This window comes from Microbacterium sp. H6, from assembly GCF_003314775.1.
GTDB lineage: Bacteria > Actinomycetota > Actinomycetes > Actinomycetales > Microbacteriaceae > Microbacterium > Microbacterium oxydans.
Genome location: NZ_QOAY01000245.1, coordinates 1 through 19,783, shown reverse-complemented (window position 1 = coordinate 19,783; position 19,783 = coordinate 1). Strand labels below are relative to the sequence as shown.

Sequence of the window (19,783 nt, the reverse complement as noted above, 5' to 3'; positions counted from 1 at the left end):
GGCCGTGGATGAACGAAGCGGGATCGGACGTGTAGTCCGCCACCGTGCCGAAGTTCACCGTGATCCCGGCGCGTGCCACCAGGGCGCCCCGTGCGGAGAACGCCGCCGACGTCTCCGCGACCGGGAGCCCCTTCAGCGAGGGCGAAGCGGGGAAGCCGTCGCCGTGCAGTCGAGACACGAAGCCGCCTTCCTGGTCCACGGCGATGAGCGGCGGAAGGGCGGGATCGACGGTGAGCGCGGCCGTGAGAGCCTGCAGCTCCGCTTCCGTCGCGGGGATGTTGGCGCCCATGAGGATGAATCCGCCCAGCCCCGATGCCATGTAGGCATGCAGGGCCGCCGGATCGGTTCCCGCGACGTGTCCCATGACCACCGTCGATGCCTGCTCCGCGACCGACATCTCCGCCACCCGCTCTTCAGCGCGTTCCACGAACTCCTCGGAGGAGACGCCAGACGATGTCTCGGCCGCCGCCGCGCGTATTGGCGTGTCCGTGAAGGTGGAGGAGGCTGTGGCCGGCGTCGCTGCGCACAGCCCCGCCATCGCGGCGAGCGCCAGGGCACCCACCCCGTACCTGCGGACCCGAGACGTCATGCTCGTCGCGGTGATGCAGAGGCGTCAGCAGGACAGCGCATCGGCGATGGGGGCTGCCGAGTCGGCGTCGCCGTTGCCGAAGCGGATCGTCCGGCCGACCGTGCACGGTTCCTGCAGGGAGGCTGCGATCACAGCTGCGACGTCGGCACGGGAAACGGCTCCCCGCCCCTCGGGATCGATCTGGATGCGTCCGGTCGGATCGTCGAAGGTGAGTGTCCCCGGAGCGAGGATCGTGCCTTCGAGGCCGGTACCGCGCAGGTGCTCGTCGGCAGCCCACTTGGCATCGGCGTAGGGGAAGAACGAGTCGTCCCGCGGGACACCGTGGTCGGCGGTGGAGCCGATCCACGACACCATCACGTACCGCCGGACACCTACGCGCTCCGCCGCGTCCATGGAACGCTGCGCAGCGTCACGGTCGACGGCATAGGTGCGCTCGGGTGACCCCCCACCCGCGCCGGCCGACCAGACGACGGCATCGTGCCCGCGGATGATCTCGGCGAGCGCGTCGACGTCCATGCTCTCGACGTCGGCGACCAGGGCTCTCGCCCCACCGGCTTCGACCTCGGAGGAATGCTCCGGGTTCCGGATCACCCCCGTGACCTCGTCTCCCCGTGCGGCGAGGAGCGGCGCGAGCAGCAGGGCGATGCGGCCGTGGCCGCCGAAGACGATGATTCGCGACATACCTTCACCCTACGCGCCCTCTCCGACCTCAGCGCGGGGTCTGGTCGCTGTCGATGACGAATGCCTGCGGATGGTCGGGGAGGTAACGCACCACGATCAGCTGGCCACCGGGGATGTAGGCGTCGCGGTCCGGGTACACGGCCGGGGTGAAGAAATTGCTCTCCAGCGTGTACTCGACGCCCTCGGCTGTCGTGAACGTCACCCAGTCGCCGTCGAGGGTCGCCGCCGTCGGCCGTCCGTTGTCGTAGATGTACGCGCGGGTCACCGGAACTCCGATGAGGCTGAGGATGCCGATCACCAGGCAGGCGAGCATGAGGAAAGCCAGGATCCGCGCCCCGATGCGTACGATCGCAGCCCCGGCCCGCCCGCGCGGACGCTGATCGGGGCGCAGCAGCCCTTCCCTCCGGCGGATCGCCCGCAACTCACCACCCGGCGCGGTTCCGCTGGCGGAGAGCGCGAACAGGCCGAGGATGGAGAAACCGGCGATGAACACCATCGCGTATCCGTGCGACGCCGGGAAGTTCACGAGCCAGATGAGGGTGTCCATCGGGTTCATCGTCCCGCCTCCTTCTCGATCGTCACCGCGACCGTATGCGGGTCCTCCCGCCGGTAGTACGCCCAGACCGGAGCGCCGACCTGCAGATGCGGGATGGCCTGCGGATACACGAACACGGTGGTGTCCGCCTCCCAGGTCGCCACGCCTTCCGGTGCCATCAGCACACGGAGCGCGAGCTCGCTCTGCCCTTCGCGACGTCGCCCCGTCGGACGGACCTCGAGCACGGAGGCCGTCACCGCGGTCCCGCTCGTGCGGGCGCGCACCTGTGACGGGTCGATCAGCCCCCGTTCGATCCTCCACTGGAGCATGGCGCCACGCACCGCGGGATCGGTGAGGTCTGCGAGCACCACGGTGTCCTGGTCGATGAGGCTGTATCGCACCGGCACGGGAAGTCCGACCTGCAGGGCGGACATGTCAGAGGCGTCGACCAGCATCCGCATCTGGGCGACGAACTCTTCCCCGCTGTTCGGGGTCACGCGGATGAACAGGTCGTACTGCGGCACATCGTTGACGGTCAGACCGGTCCGGCTGACCTCGACGATCGTGCCGACACCGATCTGCGTCTCTCCGCGCACCGTCTTGCGACGCCCGAGGCCGGACAGCATGCCGCCGAAGGTCAGCAGCAGCCCCCAGGCGACGCCGATGAGGATCGGGGCGCCCAGGGTGTCCGCTCCGGCGAAGGGAAGGATCGAGTGTCGTTGATCGACTCCGAACAGGCCCTCGCCGACCCACACGACGAGCCAGGCGGAGAGCAGCAGCCAGACGACGAGGAACACGATGCGGAGCATGCTCTCAGCGTATCCAGAGTCCGATCCCCTCCCCGCCCGGAGGGTGTTCCTCGTGCGGAACACCCTCCTCTACACTCGGGGCAACGACACCACCCCGAGGTGTCCTCCGGACAGCAGGACGACGATGCCCACACCGCTGATCGAGCGCGAGATCACCGCGCCTGTGTCTCTCACCACCCCGGACGGGGAACTGAACCGGGATGCGCTGGGATGGTCGCGCACCCCTGTCCACGACACCTCCGGCATCCCCGGGCGCGGACATTGGGGCCGCAATAAGCGGTGGGAGTACTGGAACGTGATGACACCGTCCCACATCATCGCGTTCACGGTGTCGTGCGTCGACTACATGTCGCTCCACGAGGTGTGGGTGCTCGATCGCGCGACCGGGCATGACATCGGCGCCACGGTGATCTCACCCGGGAGCCGAAGTGCGACGCTGCCTGCGTCGATCGGCGATGGGCCCGCGAGGGCGCGCACCCGTCGGATCACGGTGGACGTCGATGAGAGCTTCGACGGCACCCGCCTGCGCGGGAGTGCACCTCGCGTCTCATTCGACCTGCTCGCCGGTCGTCCCGCAGGGCATGAGGCGCTGGGGGTCGTCGTGCCGTGGCGTCGGGGCGACGACATCCCCCGGTTCCAGTACACGGTGAAAGACGTCGCCCGTCCGGCCAGCGGCACGGTGACGGTGGACGGCATCGCGCACGACGTACCCACGGGAAGCTGGGCGGTGCTCGATCACGGTCGCGGACGCTGGCCGTACCGGGTGCAGTGGAACTGGGCGGCCGCGAGCGGGGTCGTCGACGGACGCGTGATCGGACTGCAACTCGGCGCGAAGTGGACCGACGGTTCCGGGGCGACCGAGAATGCGCTGCTCGTCGACGGGCGACTGTCGAAGATCAGCGAGGAACTCGTGTGGGACTACGACCCCGGACACTTCATGCGCCCGTGGCACGTGCACGGAGTGAAGGCCGATCTCACCTTCACACCGTTCTACGACAAGCGCTCTCGCACCAATGCCGTGGTGATCGCCAGCTCCACGGACCAGTTGTTCGGCGTCTGGTCGGGCTGGGTGCTCGACGACACCGGGAAACGGGTGCGCGTGGACGGCATCGAGGGGTTCGCTGAAGAGGTGCTCAACCGCTGGTGACGCGCGATTCTGCGGACTTCAGCGCGCGCTGCACGCCCTTCGCCGCGGAGCGACCGGCCCGATTCGCGCCGATCGTGCTCGCAGACGGCCCGTAGCCGACCAGCTGCACGCGAGGATCGCGGACGGCGGTCGTTCCGCGTCCGTTCCGGTCGAGCTGGATGCCTCCGGCAGCGCTGCGCAGATGCAATGGTGCCAGATGACCGATCGCGGGTCGGAAGCCGGTCGCCCACAGGATCGCATCGACCCGCTCGAAGCTGCCGTCGGACCAGCGCACACCGTCGGGTTCGATGCGCTCGAACAGCGGACGCCGGTCCGCGTAGGCGCCCAGACGCTCCGCTTCCCGCTCCTGCGCGCGGAGCATGAGTCCCGTGACGCTGACCACGCTCTGCGGAGGAAGCCCTGCGGCGACGCGCTGCTCGACGAGCGCGACCGCTGCGGCTCCCGCCTCCGGGGTGAAGTCGTCGTCGCGCCAGACCGGCTCACGGCGTGTGACCCACAGCGTCTCGGTGATCGGGGCCAGCGCGCCGAGGAACTGCACGGCTGAGGCGCCACCGCCCACGACCAGCACCCGCTTGCCGATGAAGTGCTCCGGTCCCGGATAGTCGACGGTGTGCAGCTGTTCTCCGACGAACGTCTCCATGCCGGGGAAATGCGGGAGGAACGGATGGGACCAGGTACCGGTCGCATTCACGATGGTGCGGGTCGTCCACTCCCCCTCCGCGGCTCGCACGGCCAGGAGACCGTCGCGGTCCTCCACCCGATCCACATGGACGGGGCGCAGCACGGGAAGTGCGTGCCTCCGCTCGTACGACGCGAAGTACGCCGGCACAGCCTCATTGGCGCGAGCACCGTCGCGGGCAGGAGGCGTGTCTCCCGGCAGCTCTGCAACGCCGTGCACGTCTCGCATCGTCAACGCGTCCCACCGATGCTGCCATGCGCCACCCGGGCGCTCGTCCGCATCGAGGACCACGTGCGAGATACCCAGCCGGGACAGGTGGAACGATGCCGAGAGACCGGCCTGTCCTGCGCCGATCACCAGACTGTCGAGGATGCTCACGCCGGATCCAACACGCGACGCCGCGTGCTTGTTCCTCCGCGCCTTCTCATCCGCGCCCTCATCCGTCGTGACGCGCCCGGGATGCCCCCACCGATTGGTGCTCCCGTCGATTCGTGTAGTACTCTTTTCAAGTTGCTCCGGCTGGTTCGGAACAGCGTCTGGGCCTGTGGCGCAGCTGGTAGCGCACCTGCATGGCATGCAGGGGGTCAGGGGTTCGAGTCCCCTCAGGTCCACAGAAAAAGCCCCCGGTTCTCCGGGGGCTTTCTTCGTCTCACGGGACGTGTACCGGGACGCCGACCCCGATCTGCGTGGCGCCGTTCTCAAGGGCCGAGGGGCGCGCCGCTCGGATCGTGCTGCGTCGCGGACAGGTCGTCAACGGCGACGGCGATTTCGCTGCGGCCGCTGTCGAGCGCCAGTCGGTCTATCACCCCGCCCCGACCGCTCGGTCGATGCAGAGCGCTGAGGCGCCTAGCGCGCCCCTTCCCGACCGTCAACCCGATGCAGCATCGTCGACGCGCGCCCTACCGTGAAGGCATCTCCACGAAAGGACGCGACCATGTCGAACCCCATCATTCCTCCCGTGCCTCCGATCCGCCCCGATGACGATGACGCCGCCGGTGTACCGACGCGAGATGTCGACGGCGAGCGTGTCCTCGATGCCGACGTCGACGATGCACTCGTCGACAGCGCCGAGGCCGACCGTATCGCCGCAGCAGCGGACGACGACGACTGAGCATTCGGAGGCATCCGCCCTGGACCCCGTCGACTCCCACCGCTCCGCCTAGACTTGCCTCATGGCACCGGTGGTGGCGACGTGGTCAGGAAGAGGCTCATCGAGCGTCTTCCGCGGTGTGCTGTCCGCCGTTCTCCTCGTAGCCGCGATCATCCTCGGACTCCTGGGGATGCACACCCTGAATCTGCACGGGACGCCATCCGCCGAGGCGCCGGCAGCAGTCGCGATGCCGGTGAGCGACACCGCCACGACGCCCGCTCACCATGCGGCGGCTCCGCACGGCGCGGCGCAGGCTCACCCCTCCGGGAACTCGACGAACGCCGGCGACATGTCTTGTGCAGGTTGCGGCAGTGACGACCACGCCGGCATGGCGATGATGTGCGTGCTCGCTCTGCTGCTCGCACTCGCGCTGATCATCGCTCCCGGTGTGCTCCGCGCCTGGGCGAACACCGTCTTCCGGTCCTCTCCGGCCGGGGCTCTCACCTCACGCCTGCTCCCCCGCACCCCCTCGCTTCACGTTCTCTGCATCAGTCGCACCTGAGCGGCAGTCGAGCCCGCACTCTTCGTGCCCGGCTCCACACCACTCACCTTGCGCGCGCCGTCATCGGCGTGCGCGCGACGACTATGCGTATTGGAGAACACCATGAAGAAGATCCGTGCTGCGGTCACGACCGCACTCGCCCTGTCCACGGTCCTGCTGCTGTCCGGCTGCGCGACCGGCGACACTGACGGCTCGATGCCGGGGATGGACCACGGCTCGTCGTCGGCACCCGCCGGCGTCGACGAGGCGGACATCATGTTCACCTCGATGATGATCGTCCACCACCAGCAGGCCATCGAGATGAGCGACATCGTGCTCGCGACTCCCGGGGTCGACCCGGCCGTCACCGCTCTCGCCCAGCGGATCAAGACCGCTCAGGGACCGGAGATCGAACAGCTCGAAGGCTGGCTCGACGAGTGGGGCGTCGGCCCCGACGATCGCGACGCGGGTGCGATGGATCACGGGGACGGGATGATGAGCGACGACGACCTCGCGGCGCTCCGCGAGGCCGACGGCGCCGAGGCCTCCCGACTGTTCCTCGAGCAGATGATCGCGCACCATGAGGGGGCCGTCGAGATGGCGCAGACCCAGGTCGACGAAGGAAGCGACCAGGAAGCGGTCGAGCTCGCCCAGACGATCATCGACGCGCAGACGGAGGAGATCCAGGAGATGAAGGACCTCCTCTCCTCTCTCTGACCCATCCCCGGGCCGGTGTCGGCGCCGCGCAGTGCGGCACCGGCCCTCCTCCGCACGAAGGAACCACGCCATGAACCTCCCCACCATGCCCGCCGTCGTCCACACGCTCCAGCGGCGTCGGCTGTCCGTCACGCTCGCCGCCCTCGCTGCCACCGGTATCGCCCTGACCGGATGCTCGGCCGGCGTGCAGACGACGCCCTCGCAGACCTCACCCTCGCAATCGGCCTCCACGCCATCGACGGACGCCGGATCGGCGGCAGTGGCACAAGAGCTGCTCGCCGTACACGATCTGGCGGCGCTCGACGTCCGCGAGGTGATCGCGCGGCTCGAGGCGACGGCCCTCGTGGATCGTCCTGATGACCTCCTCGCCTCGGTGCAGCCCGACACGCTCGTGCTTCGAGACGCCAGGGGCAGAGAGGGCAGACTTCCCCTGCCCGACGACGCTGTCTACGTCTCGATCGCGCCGTTCCGCGATCAGACCCACGAGTGCCACTTCCACAGCCTCACGACGTGCGTGGGCGAGCTCGCCGACACGGAGGTCCGTGTCACCCTGACGACCGACGACGGGAGCATTGTCGTCGACGAGACCCGACGAACCCAGGACAACGGCTTCGTCGGCGTATGGGTGCCCCGCGGCCTCGAGGCGACGCTGACCGTCGAGAGCCAGGGGCTGATCGGCTCCGTGCCACTGTCGACGACCTCTCCCGACGACCGCACCTGCATCACGGATCTCCAGCTGCGGTGAGCCGACCGACGACGCGCTGAGCTCGTCCTGCCGCCGCGTGGCATGAAGAAGCGCACCCCTCCGTGTACGGAGGGGTGCGCTTCTGCTGTCGACGTGCGGCCTGCTAGGTCGCGAGCAGCGGCGGCACGTGCGAGATCGAAATCGGACGCGTGGCCCTGCTCGACCCGCGCATCCTCTCGACGTCCTCCAGCACTTCGAAGGCCGTACCGTATCGGGACGCGAGGGGAAGGTCGCGAAGCCACGTGACCTCGACCTCGGTCTCGGCCAGTTCGTACACGCACGCCACCACATGGCGCGGATCGTTCGGCGAGTAACGGAGGTCGTTGATCACCCACTCCGACGCCGTGATGCGATTCAGTATGAAACGTGGATCCGGAAGTTCAGACATGTGCGGGCCCTCCAGGACTCTCTCTTCCTCAAAGAGTGCGCCACGGTTCGGCTCGCGCAAAGCCCCTTGACACTGCTCGCGAAGGATGCCGCCGCGGGGTCAGGAGGCGTTGTCGGCGGCCTCGGCCGAGGCGACCTGCGCGCGCCACCAGGGTGTCTCGATGAATCCTCGCTTCATGAACACCAGTTCCATGGCCGCGTTCCATCCTCTGACTCCCTTGAGGTGCGCGATGGTCCCGGTGAGGAAGTCGTGGAGGGTCTCGGTGCTCGGCAGGATGATCTCGCAGTAGAGGGAGTTCTCCTCGAGCGCTGCGGCCAGGAAGCGCACCGAGACGTGCTGGGCGAGGGTGCGTGCCACCGAGGCGATCCGAGAGGGTTCCACCCGAAGGATGAGAAGTGTCTCGGCGCTCATGCCGAGTGCGGACGCCGGAACCATGGTCACGGTCGTCAAGCACCCGCCGTTGCGCATGCGTTCGTACCGGCGACGGACGCTGCTCTCGTTCATGTCCAGCTTGTCGCCGATCGACTGGAAGGAGGCACGACCGTTGTGTCGAAGCTCCTCGACGATCGCGCGGTCCGCGTCATCGAAGTGCGTGGGATCGCAGGTGTTCGGCGCGGGCATGTACGACTGCGGATCGCTCGCGGCTTCGGCGTGCGCGTCGTAGAGCTGCCTCCCCCAGTCGAAGCTCACCTTGTAGGTGTGCACGACCAGGTCGCTGCGCCAACGCTCGACACCCGGTATCGCCTGCAGGTCCGTGAGGACGTGCGCGTAGGTGGCGGAATCCCCCGGGATGACGACCTCGGCGAACACGTCGAACTTGCCGGTGACCAGCGTCACGAACCGCACGTAGGGCGAACCGATCAGAGCCTGCGCGACGCTCAGCTGGGAACCGGGCGTGCAGTTGATCCGGACGAAGAAGGTCTCTACATGGCCTTCACTGCCCAGCGTCGGAACGATCCCGACCCGCACCAGCCCCTCGGCGAGCAGCTGCTGTCCGCGTCGGGTGACCGTGGAGACGGCGGCTCCGGCGAACTCGGCGATCGACGTCCAACTCGCTCGGCCGTCCTGCTGCAGCGCGACGACGATCCGTCGGTCGAGGTCGCTCACTTCCCTCGTGAGATCGACGCTGCTCATCGGGTCGGCGGGTACACCCGGTGCAGGAACGTGCGCACGGTCTTCGTCCACGCCTCTGCCTCCTCGATCTGCGGGGAGTGCCCCGACTTCTCGAACACCACCATCTCGGAGTCCGGGATGAGATCGGCGATCGTCTGGCTACACGATACTGGCGTGATCCAGTCCGTCCGGCCCACGGTGATGAGTGTCGGCACACCGATCTCGGGCAGGCGCGGTTTGAGGTCGTAGTTCGGGAGGTTCACCGAGAAGGCGTAGTTGTGTGCGCGATAGCGGTACGGCGTCGCCTGCACCTTGCGCTCGGTCGCTTCCGGGTCGTACACGAAGTCGTACAGGGGCAGGATCTCGCGCCAGCAGTCCTTCAGGTCCTTGTCGTCGTGGACCTGTCCGGCGTCGATGCGGTCGAACTTCTCCATGTCGATCGTGACACGGTCCGAGGCGAGGGCGTTCTCACGCGCCAGGTGAGCGTTGGAGTTGTCCGGAGAGGTGTCGCGCAGCACGATCGCCTGTACGTGCTCCGGGTATCGCAGCGCGTACTCCATGGCCATGAAACCGCCGTACGAGCCACCGGCGATCACGATCCTCTCCGCACCGATCCACTCCCGCAGACCGTCGATGTCCGCCGCCCACTGCTCGTGGCTGTAGGTGCCGAGGCCCTCGCTCGCTCCGCTGCCGCGCGCATCGAACACCACGACGCGGTATTCGTCGGCGAGTCGACCGAAACTGGCGCGCGGTTCGGCGCGGGACCCGAGGCCGGGGGCTCCGTGATGGGTGATGATGACCGGAGCGCCCTCGGGACCGAGGACCTCGACGGCCAGGTGGTTCCCGTTGATCTCGACCCATTCGTGGTCACTGGTGGCTGCGGCGAACTCCGGGGATACCGGCGGGGTGGATGTCATGTTCTCTGCTTCTCTCGGATTCCGTGGGTCAGAGCGCGATCGTGCACTCGTCGAGGCTGCGCGGGAAGGTGGTCAGGGGTTCGGCGCCGGTGGCGGTCACGAGCATGCTGTCGCTGATCCGGTAGCCGGCGTGGCCCGGCACATAGATACCGGGTTCATTCGAGACGACCATTCCTGCCTCGAGCTGCGTGGCGTCTCCGTCTTCCAGCCATGGCGCCTCGTGCATGCCGAGACCGATGCCGTGCCCCTGCCGGTGCCGGATGTACTCTCCGAGTCCGGCGTCGCGGATCACATCGAGGCACAGGCGGTTGGCCTCACGGCACTCGAGCCCCGCACGGATGGTCTCGCGACCGCGCAGCTGTGCCGCGTGGATCGCGTCGTGGTACCGCCGCTGCTGCGCAGTGGGTTCGCCCAGCACGAAGGTGCGCTCCCCCTCGATGAACCGACCGCCGACCGCGCAGCCCAGGGAGAGCATGAAGGTGTCGCCGGCCTTGAGACGGTTCACCGAGGGGAGCCCGTGCGGGAAGGCGGAATTGGGCCCTGAATAGACCAGTCCCCCGGCCAGCAGTGACGCGACGACGACATTGCGGTGCTCGGCGTACATGATGCCGGTGCCGGTCGCGGTGACGTGTCGCTCGAGCTCGGCCTCGGTCGGAAGATCTCCCCCGGCCGCGACCGCCGCCTGCACCAGCTGCACGCCGGCGTCGAGCATCCGGTCGGTGACACGGGCCGCTTCACGGTGCAGCTCCACCTCCTCGGGGAACTTCACGTAGCGGGCGCGGGTGAGCAGCCCCGAGGCGACGAGATCGGCATCGGGCATCGCCTCCCTCGCCGCAGACAGGCGGGCGGACGGCATCGACGCCGCGAACCCGACCCGCCCGCGAGGTGAGACCGCACGGGCGAGCACTTCGAAGGGCGCGACGACGCCGGGATACTCGAAGAACGCGACCAGTTCCGCACGGGAAGACTGCGATTCGGCGTACTCGCGTTCCAGCTCGGGCAGCAGCATGACCACGCGGCCTCCCGCCTCGAGCCAGATCGCCACCGGACGCTCGGACGGGTGGTGGAAGAAACCGGTGAGGTACGCGATGTCCTCGGGGTGATCGGTGAGGAAGGCATCGAAACCCGCTTCGGCCATCCGCTCGCGCACCCTGGTCTGTACCCGGTCGAAGAACTCGGGCGCGAGACGCTGGTCGAACTCGGTCATCACGGTCTCCTATCGGGCGAGGTGGCGCGGGTTGCGCGCGTCGTTGTAGGCGATCGAGAGCAGTGTCGCGGAGAGCACCAGGATGAGGATCGCGATCGAGGGGAAGAGCGTCAGCCACCAGGCGCTGACCATCGCACCGGCCTGCTGCGCCTCGTAGAGGATGCGCCCCCAGGACCAGGTCGTCGGGTCGCCGAGGCCGAGGAAGGCCAGTCCCGCGGCCGAGAGCACAGCCCGTGAGGCCGTCACCACCACGGAGACGACGACCACCGGGGTCACAGCGGGCAGCACGTGCTTGGTGATGATCCACACCGGAGACGTGGTCATCAGCCGCGACGCGTCGACGTAGGGCAGACCGACCACCGTGAGCGCTTGAGAACGCACGAGGCGGGTGACCTCCGGCCAGGAGAACGCGGCGACCACGAAGATGATGGTCGATGTGCTCGGCCCCACCAACGCGGCGATCAGGATCATGAGCGGCAGCACGGGGAGCGAGAGCGTCATGTCGACGATCACGCTGATGAAGCTGTCGAGCTTGCGGAAGTACGCTCCGAGGACCGCGATGATCGTGCCGAAGACGATCGCGATCAGCGAGGCCGCCACGGCCACCAGCACACTCTGCTGCGTGCCCCAGATCACCTCGGAGAACACGTCCCGCCCGAGAGCATCGGTGCCGAACCAGTGGTCACCGCTCGGCGGACGCAGTACGTCGGGTCCGTAGCTGGCCGGATACGGAGCGATCAGAGGCGCGACGAGAGCCACGATCACGAGCAGGATCAGCAGTCCGAGGGAGATCATGCCGAGCGGGTCACGGCGGAACGCACGCCAGGTGTGGGCGCTCGCCCGCTCGCTGCCTGCAGCGGTCGGCTCACTCGGGGTCAGGGCCTCTGCGGAGGGCATCGGAGCGGTCATGAGGTCTTCACTCTCGGGTCCAGGTAGCCGTAGATGATGTCGGTGATGGTGTTCGCCACGACCACCGTGACGGCGAGCATGAGGAACGCACCCTGCAGGACGGGGAAGTCGAGCTGGGTGACTGCTTCGTAGATGCCACGGCCGATGCCGGGGTAGGCGAACACCGTCTCCGTGAGCACGGCGCCGCCGACCAGGAAGCCGAGCTGCAGTCCGATCAGGGTGGTGGTCGGGAGCAGGGCGTTGCGCAACGCATGCTTCCAGAGGATGCGGCTGCCGCGGATGCCGTTCGCCTTGGCGAGGAGGATGTAGTCCTCGCCGAGCGTCTCGATCAACGTCGATCGCATCGTCAGGACGTAGGAGCCCACCTGGATCAGCATGAGCGATACCGCAGGCAGGACGAGGTGCTGCGCGACGCTCAGATACCACTCGAAGCCGTAGGTGTTGTTGGTGTAGGCCCCACCGATCGGGAACCACCCCAGATTCAGACCGAACACGAACAGCAGCAGGATCGCGACGCTCGGCACGAACAGCGACTGCCCGGTGACTCCGAGCACCTGCACCGCCCTATCGACGAACCGTCCCTTGTGGGAAGCCGCGGCCACACCCAGCGGTACTCCGATGAGGATCGTGAGCACCAGCGCCGTGATGGTCAGCAGGAGCGTCCACGGCAACCGCTGCAGCAGGACGTCCGTGACCGGGATCGACTGTGTGAAAGAGATGCCGAGGTTCCCCTGCAGCAGCTGCCACATGTAGAGCCCGTACTGCACGATCAGGGGCTGGTCCAGACCGTACTGCTCGAGGATGGTCGCCCGGATGTCGTCCGTCATGTTCGGACTCGCCAGCGCCAGCGCCGGGTCACCGGGAAGCAGACGCAGCAGCAGGAACGTCACGGTCACGGCGAACCAGATCGTGAGCAGACCGCGACCGGCGCGACGGAGAATGAACGATGCTCGGGACACCCGGGCGACCTTCCTCGAGATTTCGGTGGTTGTTACTCGACCGGGTGCGCGCTCGCGAGCGAGAGCGGGTTCACGATCGAGAGCAGCTCGCTCGGCTTCGCGATGAAGCCGGCCCACTCGTCGCTGGCTGCGAAGAACAGGTTCTGCGTGTACATGATGTTGTCGTAGACCTGCTCATGGACGATCTTGTTCGCCTTGCGCATGATCGAGATCTTCTCGTCCTGGTCGAAGGTGACCATTCCCTCCTCGATCAGGGCGTTGAGGTCGGGATCGTCCACGTGCGTGTAGTTGATCGCCCCGCCGGGGAGATACGACAGCGAGAAGTTCGTCACCGGGTCGTCCATGATGGCGAAGTTGCCCGCATAGATGTCGTAGTCGCCCTCGCTTGTCATGGAGAGGTAGGTGTTGCGCTCGGTGCCCTGCAGCTCGATCGTGATGCCGGCTTCTGCCGCGCTGTCCTTCACCATCTGGGCCCACTGGCTGGTGACGCTGTCCTGCAGCGAGTAGATCAGCCGGAACGAGACCGGGAACTTCCCGCTCGCGTCCGCCGCGTAGCCGGCCTTCTCCATGAGCGAGCGCGACTTCTCGGGGTCGAACTCGTACTCCTTGACCGACTTGTCGTAGTACTTCGCGAGCACCGGCATCAGCGCACTGGAGCCCGTCGAGACGGCCTGCCCTTGCAGCACGACAGTGCGGATCGCGTCGTAGTCGACGGCATGGGCGAGTGCCTGACGGACCTCGGTCTTCGCGAGGTCCGGCCTGTCCATGTTGTAGACCAGGTGGGCGTAGCCGAGCCCCGGAGCCTCGATGACCTGCAGACCGTCGGTGTTGCCGAGCTGCTCGACCTGTGCCGGCGGCAGCGCGTTCGCGATCACATCGATCTCGCCGCTCTGCAGTGCCAGGATCTCGGTGTTCACGTCCGGATACACGCGATACACGACCTCGGCGGGTCCAGGGACGCCGCCCTTGACGAGCGGGTAGTCCTCGACGCGCTTCAGCGTGTAGTGCTGACCCACCTGGAAGTCGCTCATGATGAACGGGCCCATGCCCACCCATCCCCCGTCGCTGCCGTCGTTCGCGAACTCGGCGATCGATCCCTTCGGCTCGAAGACGTGCTGCGGGACGACGACACCCCAGAACCCGATCTCCTCGACGATGGACGAGTCCGGCTGGGTGAGAGTGAGCTCGACACGGGTGTCCGACACGGCTGTCGCGGTGTCGAGGTTGCCGAGCTGTCCGTAGAACGTGCCGGGGGCCTGATCGCGCTTGACCGCGTTCAGGGTCCACGCCACGTCTTCGGCGGTGAGGGGCTCGCCGTCGCTCCAGGTGAGGTCGTCGCGGATCTCGTAGAAGCCCGTGGTGTCATCCACGTAGCCCCAATCCGTGGCCACGTGGGCTTCCTTGCTGCCGTCATCGCTGATGCTCAGCAGGTGCGGATACATCAGGTTCGTGATCCACGAATCCGTTCTGCTGTTGCCGAGCACCGGGTTGAAGTTCACGACATCCGTCGTCGTGCCGATGCTGATCGTCTCGTCGCTCGGACCGGCGGAGCCGGACGACTCCCCCGGTTCCGGCGCGGACGGGGCGCACGCGGCGAGACCGACGGCGAGAGCCGCGGCCGCACCGAGGGCGAGGAACTTGCTGTACTTCATCAGACCCAGACCTCCTCGAGTACGCGCATGGTGTTCCCTCCGACGACGGCGCGAATCTCGTCGTCGGAGTAGTCGTGCTTCACAAGCCAGCCGATGATGTTGTAGAAGGCTTCGGCCGGGTTCTCGATGCCGTCGACGTACGGCTGCTTCTCGTAGTCGACGTTGGCGTGCGCCTGCCCCAGCGACAGGTTCGAGGAGAACGCGTCGTGAAGGCCGACGTGGTCCCCGAACAGCGTGTCCGGTCCGAAGCTCACGTGCTCCAGGCCCACCAGGTCGACGCAGTACTGGAAGTGATCCATCACCGACTCCAGCGAGTGCTTCGGGTGCTGGGGCGAGATGGTGGTGTGCGGAGCCGCCTCGATGCCGATCACACCGCCGCGCTTGGCGCACTCGATGATCGTCTCGTCGGTCTTCATGCGGTTGGTCGGCCACAGCCCACGAGCACCGGCGTGCGTGATGAAGACCGGCTTCGTCGAGTGGGCGATCACATCGAGGCACGTCTGGTCCCCGGAGTGGGAGATGTCGATCGCGATGCCGAGTTTGTTCATCCGCTCGACCGCGCGCTCGCCGAAGTATGTCAGTCCGCCGTCGCCCCGCTCCTTCAGTCCGCCTCCGAGCATGTTGGCCTCGGAGTAGGCGATGCCCATCTGACGCACGCCGAAGCCGTACAGCACGTCGAGGCGGTCGACCTCGTTCTCGATCATGGTCGACGCCTCGAGCGCGAAGATGTGCGCGACTCGGCCGGTCTCCGCCGCGTGGCGGATGTCCTTGATCGACTCGGCCTTGATCACGAAGTCCTGGTGCGCGAGGTCGGCCATGCGAACACCGAGGTCGAACAGCACGTCCTGGTACTTCCACCCTGCGTCGCTCGAGATGCAGCAGGTGCCGTCCATACCGTTGTCGAACACGGCCGTGAGTCCGGAACGGGCGAGACCCTGGTAGCCGGTGGGTTCGCGACCCTGGCGGATGTGGTCGCGTAGCTCGCCCATGTCCTCGGGGAAGACCTGCACGTGCTCGTGCAGGGAGATCACGGTCTCCTCGCGGAGCAGGCGCTCGGTGCGTTCGCGCTGCGCATCGCTCAGGCCGAGATCGTAAGCCGGGACGCGGCCGATCTGCTTGGCGTAGCGGAATTCGCGGTAGTCCTTGCCGGCTTCCAGATAGTCGTACGCGGTGTAGCCGGTGTACCGGCCAGCTTGTTCGAGCACGGATGCGCTCCTTCGGTTCGATGATGCGGGTGTCCCACTCGGTCACCAAGCGGGAGTTTCCTCGAATCTGGAGGATTTCGGCATAGATGTCAACCACTGTGATTATTTCCAGACGAAATGTTTCCTGTTCGAAACAATTCAGAGGCTGGAAGCTGGCATGATGGCACCCATGGAGAACGCACCCGCCCCCCGGAACACCGTCGTCCTGGACGTCAAGGGACTCACCGTCACCCTCACCGGCGAAGGCCGGCGCAACCGCGTGGTCGATGGCATCGACATCACCGTGCGCCGGGGCGAGGTCTTCGCGCTGCTGGGCGAGTCCGGATCAGGAAAGTCCATGACCGCCCGCGCGATCATGGGCCTCATCGACAACGGGGATGTGGAGGCGGACACCCTGACGCTCAGCGGGACCGATCTCCTCTCCCTCTCCGCCGAACAGCACAGGCGCCTGCGGGGTGTGCACGTCAGCCTGGTCATGCAGGACGCCCTTTCCGCGTTGAATCCGGTCCTCAGCATCGGCGATCAGATCATCGATCTGATCCGTGCTCACCGCAGCATCGGCCGGAGCGCCGCCCAGGCGCGCGCGGTCGAGCTGCTGGCCCTCGTCGGTATCCCCTCCCCCGACAAGCGTGTGCACGATTACCCGCACCAGTTCTCCGGCGGCCAGCGCCAGCGCATCCTGATCGCCATGGCGATCGCGCTGGACCCTGATCTCATCATCGCGGATGAGCCGACGACCGCGCTCGATGTGACAGTGCAGGCCCAGATCCTCGATCTGCTGCTCTCCCTGCGTGATCGACTCGGAATGGGGATCCTGCTCATCACGCACGACCTCGGTGTCGTGATGGAGGTCGCGGATCAGGTCGCCGTCATGCGCACCGGTCGCATCGTCGAAACGGGATCCGCCGACGTCGTGCTCACCGAGCCGCAGCATCCGTACACGGTGCAGCTGCTGAACTCGATGCCGCGAGATGTGAGCCCGGCGGCGCAGGATGCCGACACCCCGCCGATCCTGGAGGGACGCGGCCTCGAGCGCACCTTCCGTTCGGGAAGCGGGCGCCGTGCGCACCGGGTCGCCGCGGTAGCCGACGTCGACCTCGACCTCCGCCAGGGCGAGATCCTGGCGATCGTCGGCGAGTCCGGAAGCGGCAAGTCGACTCTGGCGCGGATGCTGGTCGGGCTCGACTCCCCCGATGCGGGAACCCTGCGCTACCGCGACCAGGATGTGACGAGAGGGCGGCTCCAGGATCGGAAGATCCTGCGGCGTGGGGTGCAGATGGTGTTCCAGGACCCCTACATGTCACTCAACCCCCGGATGACCGTGCAGCAGATCATCGCCGAACCGCTCGCCGCGACGCACTCGGGAACGCCGTCGAGCAGGCGCGAGCGCGTCGCCGAGCTGCTGGAACTCGTCGGCCTCACCGCCGAGATGGGTTCGCGTTTCCCGCACCAGTTCTCCGGCGGACAGCGTCAGCGCATCGGCATCGCTCGGGCACTCGCACTCGACCCGGACGTCCTGGTGTGCGACGAACCCGTCTCGGCGCTGGATGTGTCGATCCGCGCACAGATCATCGACCTGCTGTGCGAGCTGCGGGAGCGACTGGGAATGTCGATCGTCTTCATCGCGCACGATCTCTCCCTCGTGCGGCACATCGCCGACCGCGTCGCGGTCATGTACCTGGGCGAGATGGTCGAGATCGGTGAGACCGAAGACGTCTACCTTCGCGCAGAGCACCCCTACACCCGGTCGTTGCTCTCGGCCATTCCTCCCCAGACACGCGCCGACCGGGGCATGCTCGCGCGCCGCACCCGAATGAGCGCGTGAACGCGGAGCAGCGCGGAGTCAGCGCCCCGGTCGCACCGTGAGGTCGGTGATCTCCGCATCGCGTGGAAGATCGAGCGCCGTGAGGATGGTCGTGGCGACCGCGTCCGGCGTGATGAACCGCTCGGCGTCGTAGTCCTGGCCCTCCTGCTGGTGCACGCGCTCCTGCATGGGAGTGGCTGTGCGGCCGGGATAGATCGACGTCACCCGCACTCCGTGCGCGGCCTCCTCGGCGCGCAGCGCATCGGCAAGCGCACGGAGACCGTGCTTCGACGCCGCATACGCCGACCACCCGGCGTTGGCGCGGAGGCCCGCTCCCGAGTTGACGAACACGATCTGCCCCTGTGACACGCGCAGGACGGGCAGAAGCAGGCGCGTGAGCTCGGCAGGGGCGATGAGATTCACGGCGAGCTGCTGCTCCCACAGCGCGGGAGCGAGATCAGCCACATCGCCGAGGTCGACGACGCCGGCGACGTGGACGAGCGCATCGATCCGCTCGGGCAGCTGCTGCTTCGACAGCGCCCACGACAGTCGCCCCGGCTGGGAGAGGTCTCCGACGAGGACGGAAGCTCCGGGAAGCGTCTCCGCGATCTGTCTGGCACGCCCGGCATCGCGGGCGAGCGCCACGACGTCGTCGCCGCGATCCAGGAGCCGTCTAGCGAGAACAGCCCCTATGCCGGAACCCGCACCGGTGACGAGGTGCGTTGACACGTCAGCCCTGGTCGGTGGCGGCAGGCACCGCCACGTCGATCGGAACGACGGGGCAGTCCTTCCACAGACGCTCCAGCCCGTAGTACACGCGCTCCTCCTGGTGGAACACGTGCACGATCAGGTCACCGAAATCGAGCAGCACCCAGCGAGCCTCCGCCCGACCCTCTCGGCGGACGCGCTTGTGCCCGGACTCGATCAGGCGGTCTTCGATCTCGTCGGCGATCGCGGCGACATTGCGCTCGCTGTTTCCGGTGACGAGCAGGAAGATGTCGACGAGCGGAAGCGGCTCGGAGACGTTGAGTGCGACGAGATCCTCTCCGCCCTTGTCGACGGCGGCCTGTGCTGCCAGACGCAGCATCTCTTCGGCGGTTTCAGGTGATTGCATCAGAACACATTCGTGGTGATGGCGATGATGACGACGACACCGACAGCGAGGGCAAGCCCTCCGGCGACGATCGCCAGGGTGATCATCAGCCGGTTGCCCTTCTCAGGCGCCGGCGGACGGATCACCTCGCCGGCGGGCTTGATGGTGCTGACCGCCGAGCTGGCGGCGATCGGCGTAGGCGACGACGCGGGGGGAAGCTCGCCGTCGATGAGAACGGCGTCGACATCCTTGCCGTCGGTGGTTCCGAGTGCGTGGCCCTGCGAACCCATGCCCTGCGGCAGTTCGTACGACCCCGTCACGAGGATCTCGCCGGTCGATGCGACGGGACCGGAGAGCGATCCCTCTCCGGGAGAGGGTGTGAAGATCAGCGCATTCGGCGCGGAGTGCTGGGAGCCGGTCGAGTCGCCGACCGTGAGCAGCTCATCGAAAGACGGGCGGAAGGGCGCGTGCGGGTCGGGAGCGTCTGCGAGCAGCCCCTCGCCGAAAGCGGAGTTGACGGTCGGGCGTGCGTCGCCGACGACCTCATCCCCGGCGTCGTCGACATCGGCGAGCACGTCGTCGGGATCCTGCTCGCCGGCGTCCTCTGCCTGGGCGGGAAGCCCGAGGGCCGCAGCCACATCGTCCTCATCGCCCGTGGACGCCGCCGTGGTCTCCAGCGGGACCTCGCCCACCGCGTCTGCGGCGACCGATGCCCGGACGGGCTCTACGGCGACATCATCATCATCGTCGTCGTCGGCATCGCCCGGCTCTTCGTTGCGGGTGAAGTCAGGAACGCCCGACACGATCTCCGCGGGCGCGGCAGCGGCGTCGGAGGGGCCCGCTTCGGCGGGCTGCTCCGCTTCCCCGTCGCCGGCAGCAGCGACGCCGTCTTCCGAGGTGCCTTCCGGTGTGACCACCGGCACGGAGGCCGTGCGGACCTTCTCGAGCTCGCGCACCTGACGACGCGTGAGCGGTGCGTCACCGTTCGCGGCGTCGACGACCG

General features: G+C 67.5%; 21 protein-coding genes, 1 tRNA gene and 1 pseudogene. 7 read left to right on the top strand and 16 right to left on the bottom strand.

What is annotated here, in order from left to right; all coding sequences use genetic code 11:
• The 4 genes and pseudogenes from DSP71_RS24075 to DSP71_RS15595 all read right to left on the bottom strand — a co-directional run.
• Positions 1-589 (bottom strand): annotated as a pseudogene (locus DSP71_RS24075) (glycoside hydrolase family 3 protein); the annotation flags it as partial.
• A gap of 24 nt (positions 590-613) precedes the next feature.
• A complete protein-coding gene (locus DSP71_RS15605) occupies positions 614-1,270 on the bottom strand; it encodes an SDR family oxidoreductase (protein WP_113681544.1) in 657 nt (218 codons plus the stop codon).
• Between the two features lie 28 nt (positions 1,271-1,298).
• Positions 1,299-1,826 (bottom strand): hypothetical protein, encoded by a 528-nt coding sequence (locus DSP71_RS15600; protein ID WP_113681543.1) that lies wholly within the window; start codon positions 1,824-1,826, stop codon positions 1,299-1,301.
• Positions 1,823-2,614: a hypothetical protein gene (locus DSP71_RS15595; RefSeq protein WP_113681542.1), complete on the bottom strand. Its 792-nt coding sequence runs from the start codon at positions 2,612-2,614 to the stop codon at positions 1,823-1,825. The genes DSP71_RS15600 and DSP71_RS15595 overlap by 4 nt, the downstream gene beginning before the upstream one ends.
• A gap of 124 nt (positions 2,615-2,738) precedes the next feature.
• On the opposite strand from DSP71_RS15595, the gene DSP71_RS15590 reads away from it, so the two are divergent.
• Positions 2,739-3,761, top strand: a complete 1,023-nt coding sequence (locus DSP71_RS15590; protein ID WP_113681548.1) for a DUF2804 domain-containing protein — start codon at positions 2,739-2,741, stop codon at positions 3,759-3,761.
• Here DSP71_RS15590 and DSP71_RS15585 read toward each other — a convergent pair.
• Positions 3,748-4,818, bottom strand: coding sequence for an NAD(P)-binding domain-containing protein (locus DSP71_RS15585; protein ID WP_113681541.1), 1,071 nt, complete (start codon positions 4,816-4,818; stop codon positions 3,748-3,750). The genes DSP71_RS15590 and DSP71_RS15585 overlap by 14 nt on opposite strands.
• Positions 4,819-4,978: 160 nt before the next feature.
• On the opposite strand from DSP71_RS15585, the gene DSP71_RS15580 reads away from it, so the two are divergent.
• The 5 genes from DSP71_RS15580 (at position 4,979) to DSP71_RS15565 (ending at position 7,533) form a co-directional block, all read left to right on the top strand.
• Positions 4,979-5,051, top strand: a tRNA-Ala gene (locus DSP71_RS15580).
• Positions 5,052-5,374: 323 nt separating this feature from the next.
• On the top strand, positions 5,375-5,551 hold the full coding sequence (locus DSP71_RS22425; protein ID WP_179516395.1) for a hypothetical protein: 177 nt from the start codon (positions 5,375-5,377) through the stop codon (positions 5,549-5,551).
• A gap of 61 nt (positions 5,552-5,612) precedes the next feature.
• Complete coding sequence (locus DSP71_RS15575) at positions 5,613-6,092, top strand: DUF6153 family protein (RefSeq protein ID WP_218867905.1); 480 nt, start codon at positions 5,613-5,615, stop codon at positions 6,090-6,092.
• A 102-nt stretch (positions 6,093-6,194) separates the two neighbouring features.
• The gene (locus DSP71_RS15570) at positions 6,195-6,788 is read left to right on the top strand and encodes a DUF305 domain-containing protein (RefSeq protein WP_257022315.1); all 594 of its coding nucleotides are present in this window, start codon (positions 6,195-6,197) and stop codon (positions 6,786-6,788) included.
• 70 nt (positions 6,789-6,858) lie between these two features.
• Positions 6,859-7,533, top strand: a complete 675-nt coding sequence (locus DSP71_RS15565) for a CueP family metal-binding protein (protein WP_257022314.1) — start codon at positions 6,859-6,861, stop codon at positions 7,531-7,533.
• A gap of 103 nt (positions 7,534-7,636) precedes the next feature.
• Here the strand turns inward: DSP71_RS15565 and DSP71_RS15560 are convergent, their stop codons facing one another.
• The 8 genes from DSP71_RS15560 to DSP71_RS15525 all read right to left on the bottom strand — a co-directional run bounded on the left by DSP71_RS15560 (position 7,637) and on the right by DSP71_RS15525 (position 15,883).
• Entirely contained in the window at positions 7,637-7,921 is a 285-nt protein-coding gene (locus DSP71_RS15560) for a hypothetical protein (protein ID WP_046749229.1), read from the bottom strand.
• Positions 7,922-8,020: 99 nt separating this feature from the next.
• Positions 8,021-9,055, bottom strand: coding sequence for an Lrp/AsnC family transcriptional regulator (locus DSP71_RS15555; RefSeq protein WP_058631419.1), 1,035 nt, complete (start codon positions 9,053-9,055; stop codon positions 8,021-8,023).
• A complete protein-coding gene (locus DSP71_RS15550) occupies positions 9,052-9,951 on the bottom strand; it encodes an alpha/beta fold hydrolase (RefSeq protein ID WP_113681540.1) in 900 nt (299 codons plus the stop codon). Before DSP71_RS15550 ends, DSP71_RS15555 begins: the two co-directional genes overlap by 4 nt.
• 28 nt (positions 9,952-9,979) lie before the next feature.
• Positions 9,980-11,158, bottom strand: a complete 1,179-nt coding sequence (locus DSP71_RS15545; RefSeq protein WP_046749231.1) for a Xaa-Pro peptidase family protein — start codon at positions 11,156-11,158, stop codon at positions 9,980-9,982.
• A gap of 9 nt (positions 11,159-11,167) precedes the next feature.
• Positions 11,168-12,067: an ABC transporter permease gene (locus DSP71_RS15540; protein WP_179516394.1), complete on the bottom strand. Its 900-nt coding sequence runs from the start codon at positions 12,065-12,067 to the stop codon at positions 11,168-11,170.
• Positions 12,064-13,026, bottom strand: a complete 963-nt coding sequence (locus DSP71_RS15535; protein WP_046749232.1) for an ABC transporter permease — start codon at positions 13,024-13,026, stop codon at positions 12,064-12,066. Before DSP71_RS15535 ends, DSP71_RS15540 begins: the two co-directional genes overlap by 4 nt.
• 32 nt (positions 13,027-13,058) lie before the next feature.
• A complete protein-coding gene (locus DSP71_RS15530) occupies positions 13,059-14,678 on the bottom strand; it encodes an ABC transporter substrate-binding protein (RefSeq protein ID WP_046749233.1) in 1,620 nt (539 codons plus the stop codon).
• Positions 14,678-15,883 carry a dipeptidase gene (locus DSP71_RS15525; RefSeq protein ID WP_046749234.1) on the bottom strand — a complete coding sequence of 402 codons (1,206 nt, stop codon included), beginning with the start codon at positions 15,881-15,883 and terminating at the stop codon, positions 14,678-14,680. The genes DSP71_RS15530 and DSP71_RS15525 overlap by 1 nt, the downstream gene beginning before the upstream one ends.
• Positions 15,884-16,052: 169 nt before the next feature.
• Between DSP71_RS15525 and DSP71_RS15520 the strand changes: the two genes are divergently transcribed.
• Entirely contained in the window at positions 16,053-17,708 is a 1,656-nt protein-coding gene (locus tag DSP71_RS15520; RefSeq protein ID WP_179516393.1) for an ABC transporter ATP-binding protein, read from the top strand.
• Between the two features lie 18 nt (positions 17,709-17,726).
• Here DSP71_RS15520 and DSP71_RS15515 read toward each other — a convergent pair whose 3' ends face one another.
• The 3 genes from DSP71_RS15515 to DSP71_RS15505 all read right to left on the bottom strand — a co-directional run.
• A complete protein-coding gene (locus DSP71_RS15515) occupies positions 17,727-18,416 on the bottom strand; it encodes an SDR family oxidoreductase (RefSeq protein ID WP_058631412.1) in 690 nt (229 codons plus the stop codon).
• A gap of 1 nt (position 18,417) precedes the next feature.
• The gene (gene rsfS, locus DSP71_RS15510; protein WP_046749236.1) at positions 18,418-18,801 is read right to left on the bottom strand and encodes a ribosome silencing factor; all 384 of its coding nucleotides are present in this window, start codon (positions 18,799-18,801) and stop codon (positions 18,418-18,420) included.
• A partial coding sequence (locus DSP71_RS15505) for a hypothetical protein (RefSeq protein WP_113681538.1) occupies positions 18,801-19,783 on the bottom strand: 983 nt, incomplete at its 5' end. The genes DSP71_RS15505 and rsfS, both read right to left, overlap by 1 nt.

What these genes read in the sequence shown, in the direction of transcription:
- DSP71_RS15605 (WP_113681544.1), bottom strand. Translation starts at nt 1,270, where the DNA reads ATGTCGCGAATCATCGTCTTCGGCGGCCACGGCCGCATCGCCCTGCTG.
- DSP71_RS15600 (WP_113681543.1), bottom strand. Translation starts at nt 1,826, where the DNA reads ATGAACCCGATGGACACCCTCATCTGGCTCGTGAACTTCCCGGCGTCG.
- DSP71_RS15595 (WP_113681542.1), bottom strand. Translation starts at nt 2,614, where the DNA reads ATGCTCCGCATCGTGTTCCTCGTCGTCTGGCTGCTGCTCTCCGCCTGG.
- DSP71_RS15590 (WP_113681548.1), top strand. Translation starts at nt 2,739, where the DNA reads ATGCCCACACCGCTGATCGAGCGCGAGATCACCGCGCCTGTGTCTCTC.
- DSP71_RS22425 (WP_179516395.1), top strand. Translation starts at nt 5,375, where the DNA reads ATGTCGAACCCCATCATTCCTCCCGTGCCTCCGATCCGCCCCGATGAC.
- DSP71_RS15575 (WP_218867905.1), top strand. Translation starts at nt 5,613, where the DNA reads ATGGCACCGGTGGTGGCGACGTGGTCAGGAAGAGGCTCATCGAGCGTC.
- DSP71_RS15570 (WP_257022315.1), top strand. Translation starts at nt 6,195, where the DNA reads ATGAAGAAGATCCGTGCTGCGGTCACGACCGCACTCGCCCTGTCCACG.
- DSP71_RS15565 (WP_257022314.1), top strand. Translation starts at nt 6,859, where the DNA reads ATGAACCTCCCCACCATGCCCGCCGTCGTCCACACGCTCCAGCGGCGT.
- DSP71_RS15560 (WP_046749229.1), bottom strand. Translation starts at nt 7,921, where the DNA reads ATGTCTGAACTTCCGGATCCACGTTTCATACTGAATCGCATCACGGCG.
- DSP71_RS15555 (WP_058631419.1), bottom strand. Translation starts at nt 9,055, where the DNA reads ATGAGCAGCGTCGATCTCACGAGGGAAGTGAGCGACCTCGACCGACGG.
- DSP71_RS15550 (WP_113681540.1), bottom strand. Translation starts at nt 9,951, where the DNA reads ATGACATCCACCCCGCCGGTATCCCCGGAGTTCGCCGCAGCCACCAGT.
- DSP71_RS15545 (WP_046749231.1), bottom strand. Translation starts at nt 11,158, where the DNA reads ATGACCGAGTTCGACCAGCGTCTCGCGCCCGAGTTCTTCGACCGGGTA.
- DSP71_RS15540 (WP_179516394.1), bottom strand. Translation starts at nt 12,067, where the DNA reads ATGACCGCTCCGATGCCCTCCGCAGAGGCCCTGACCCCGAGTGAGCCG.
- DSP71_RS15530 (WP_046749233.1), bottom strand. Translation starts at nt 14,678, where the DNA reads ATGAAGTACAGCAAGTTCCTCGCCCTCGGTGCGGCCGCGGCTCTCGCC.
- DSP71_RS15520 (WP_179516393.1), top strand. Translation starts at nt 16,053, where the DNA reads ATGGAGAACGCACCCGCCCCCCGGAACACCGTCGTCCTGGACGTCAAG.
- rsfS (WP_046749236.1), bottom strand. Translation starts at nt 18,801, where the DNA reads ATGCAATCACCTGAAACCGCCGAAGAGATGCTGCGTCTGGCAGCACAG.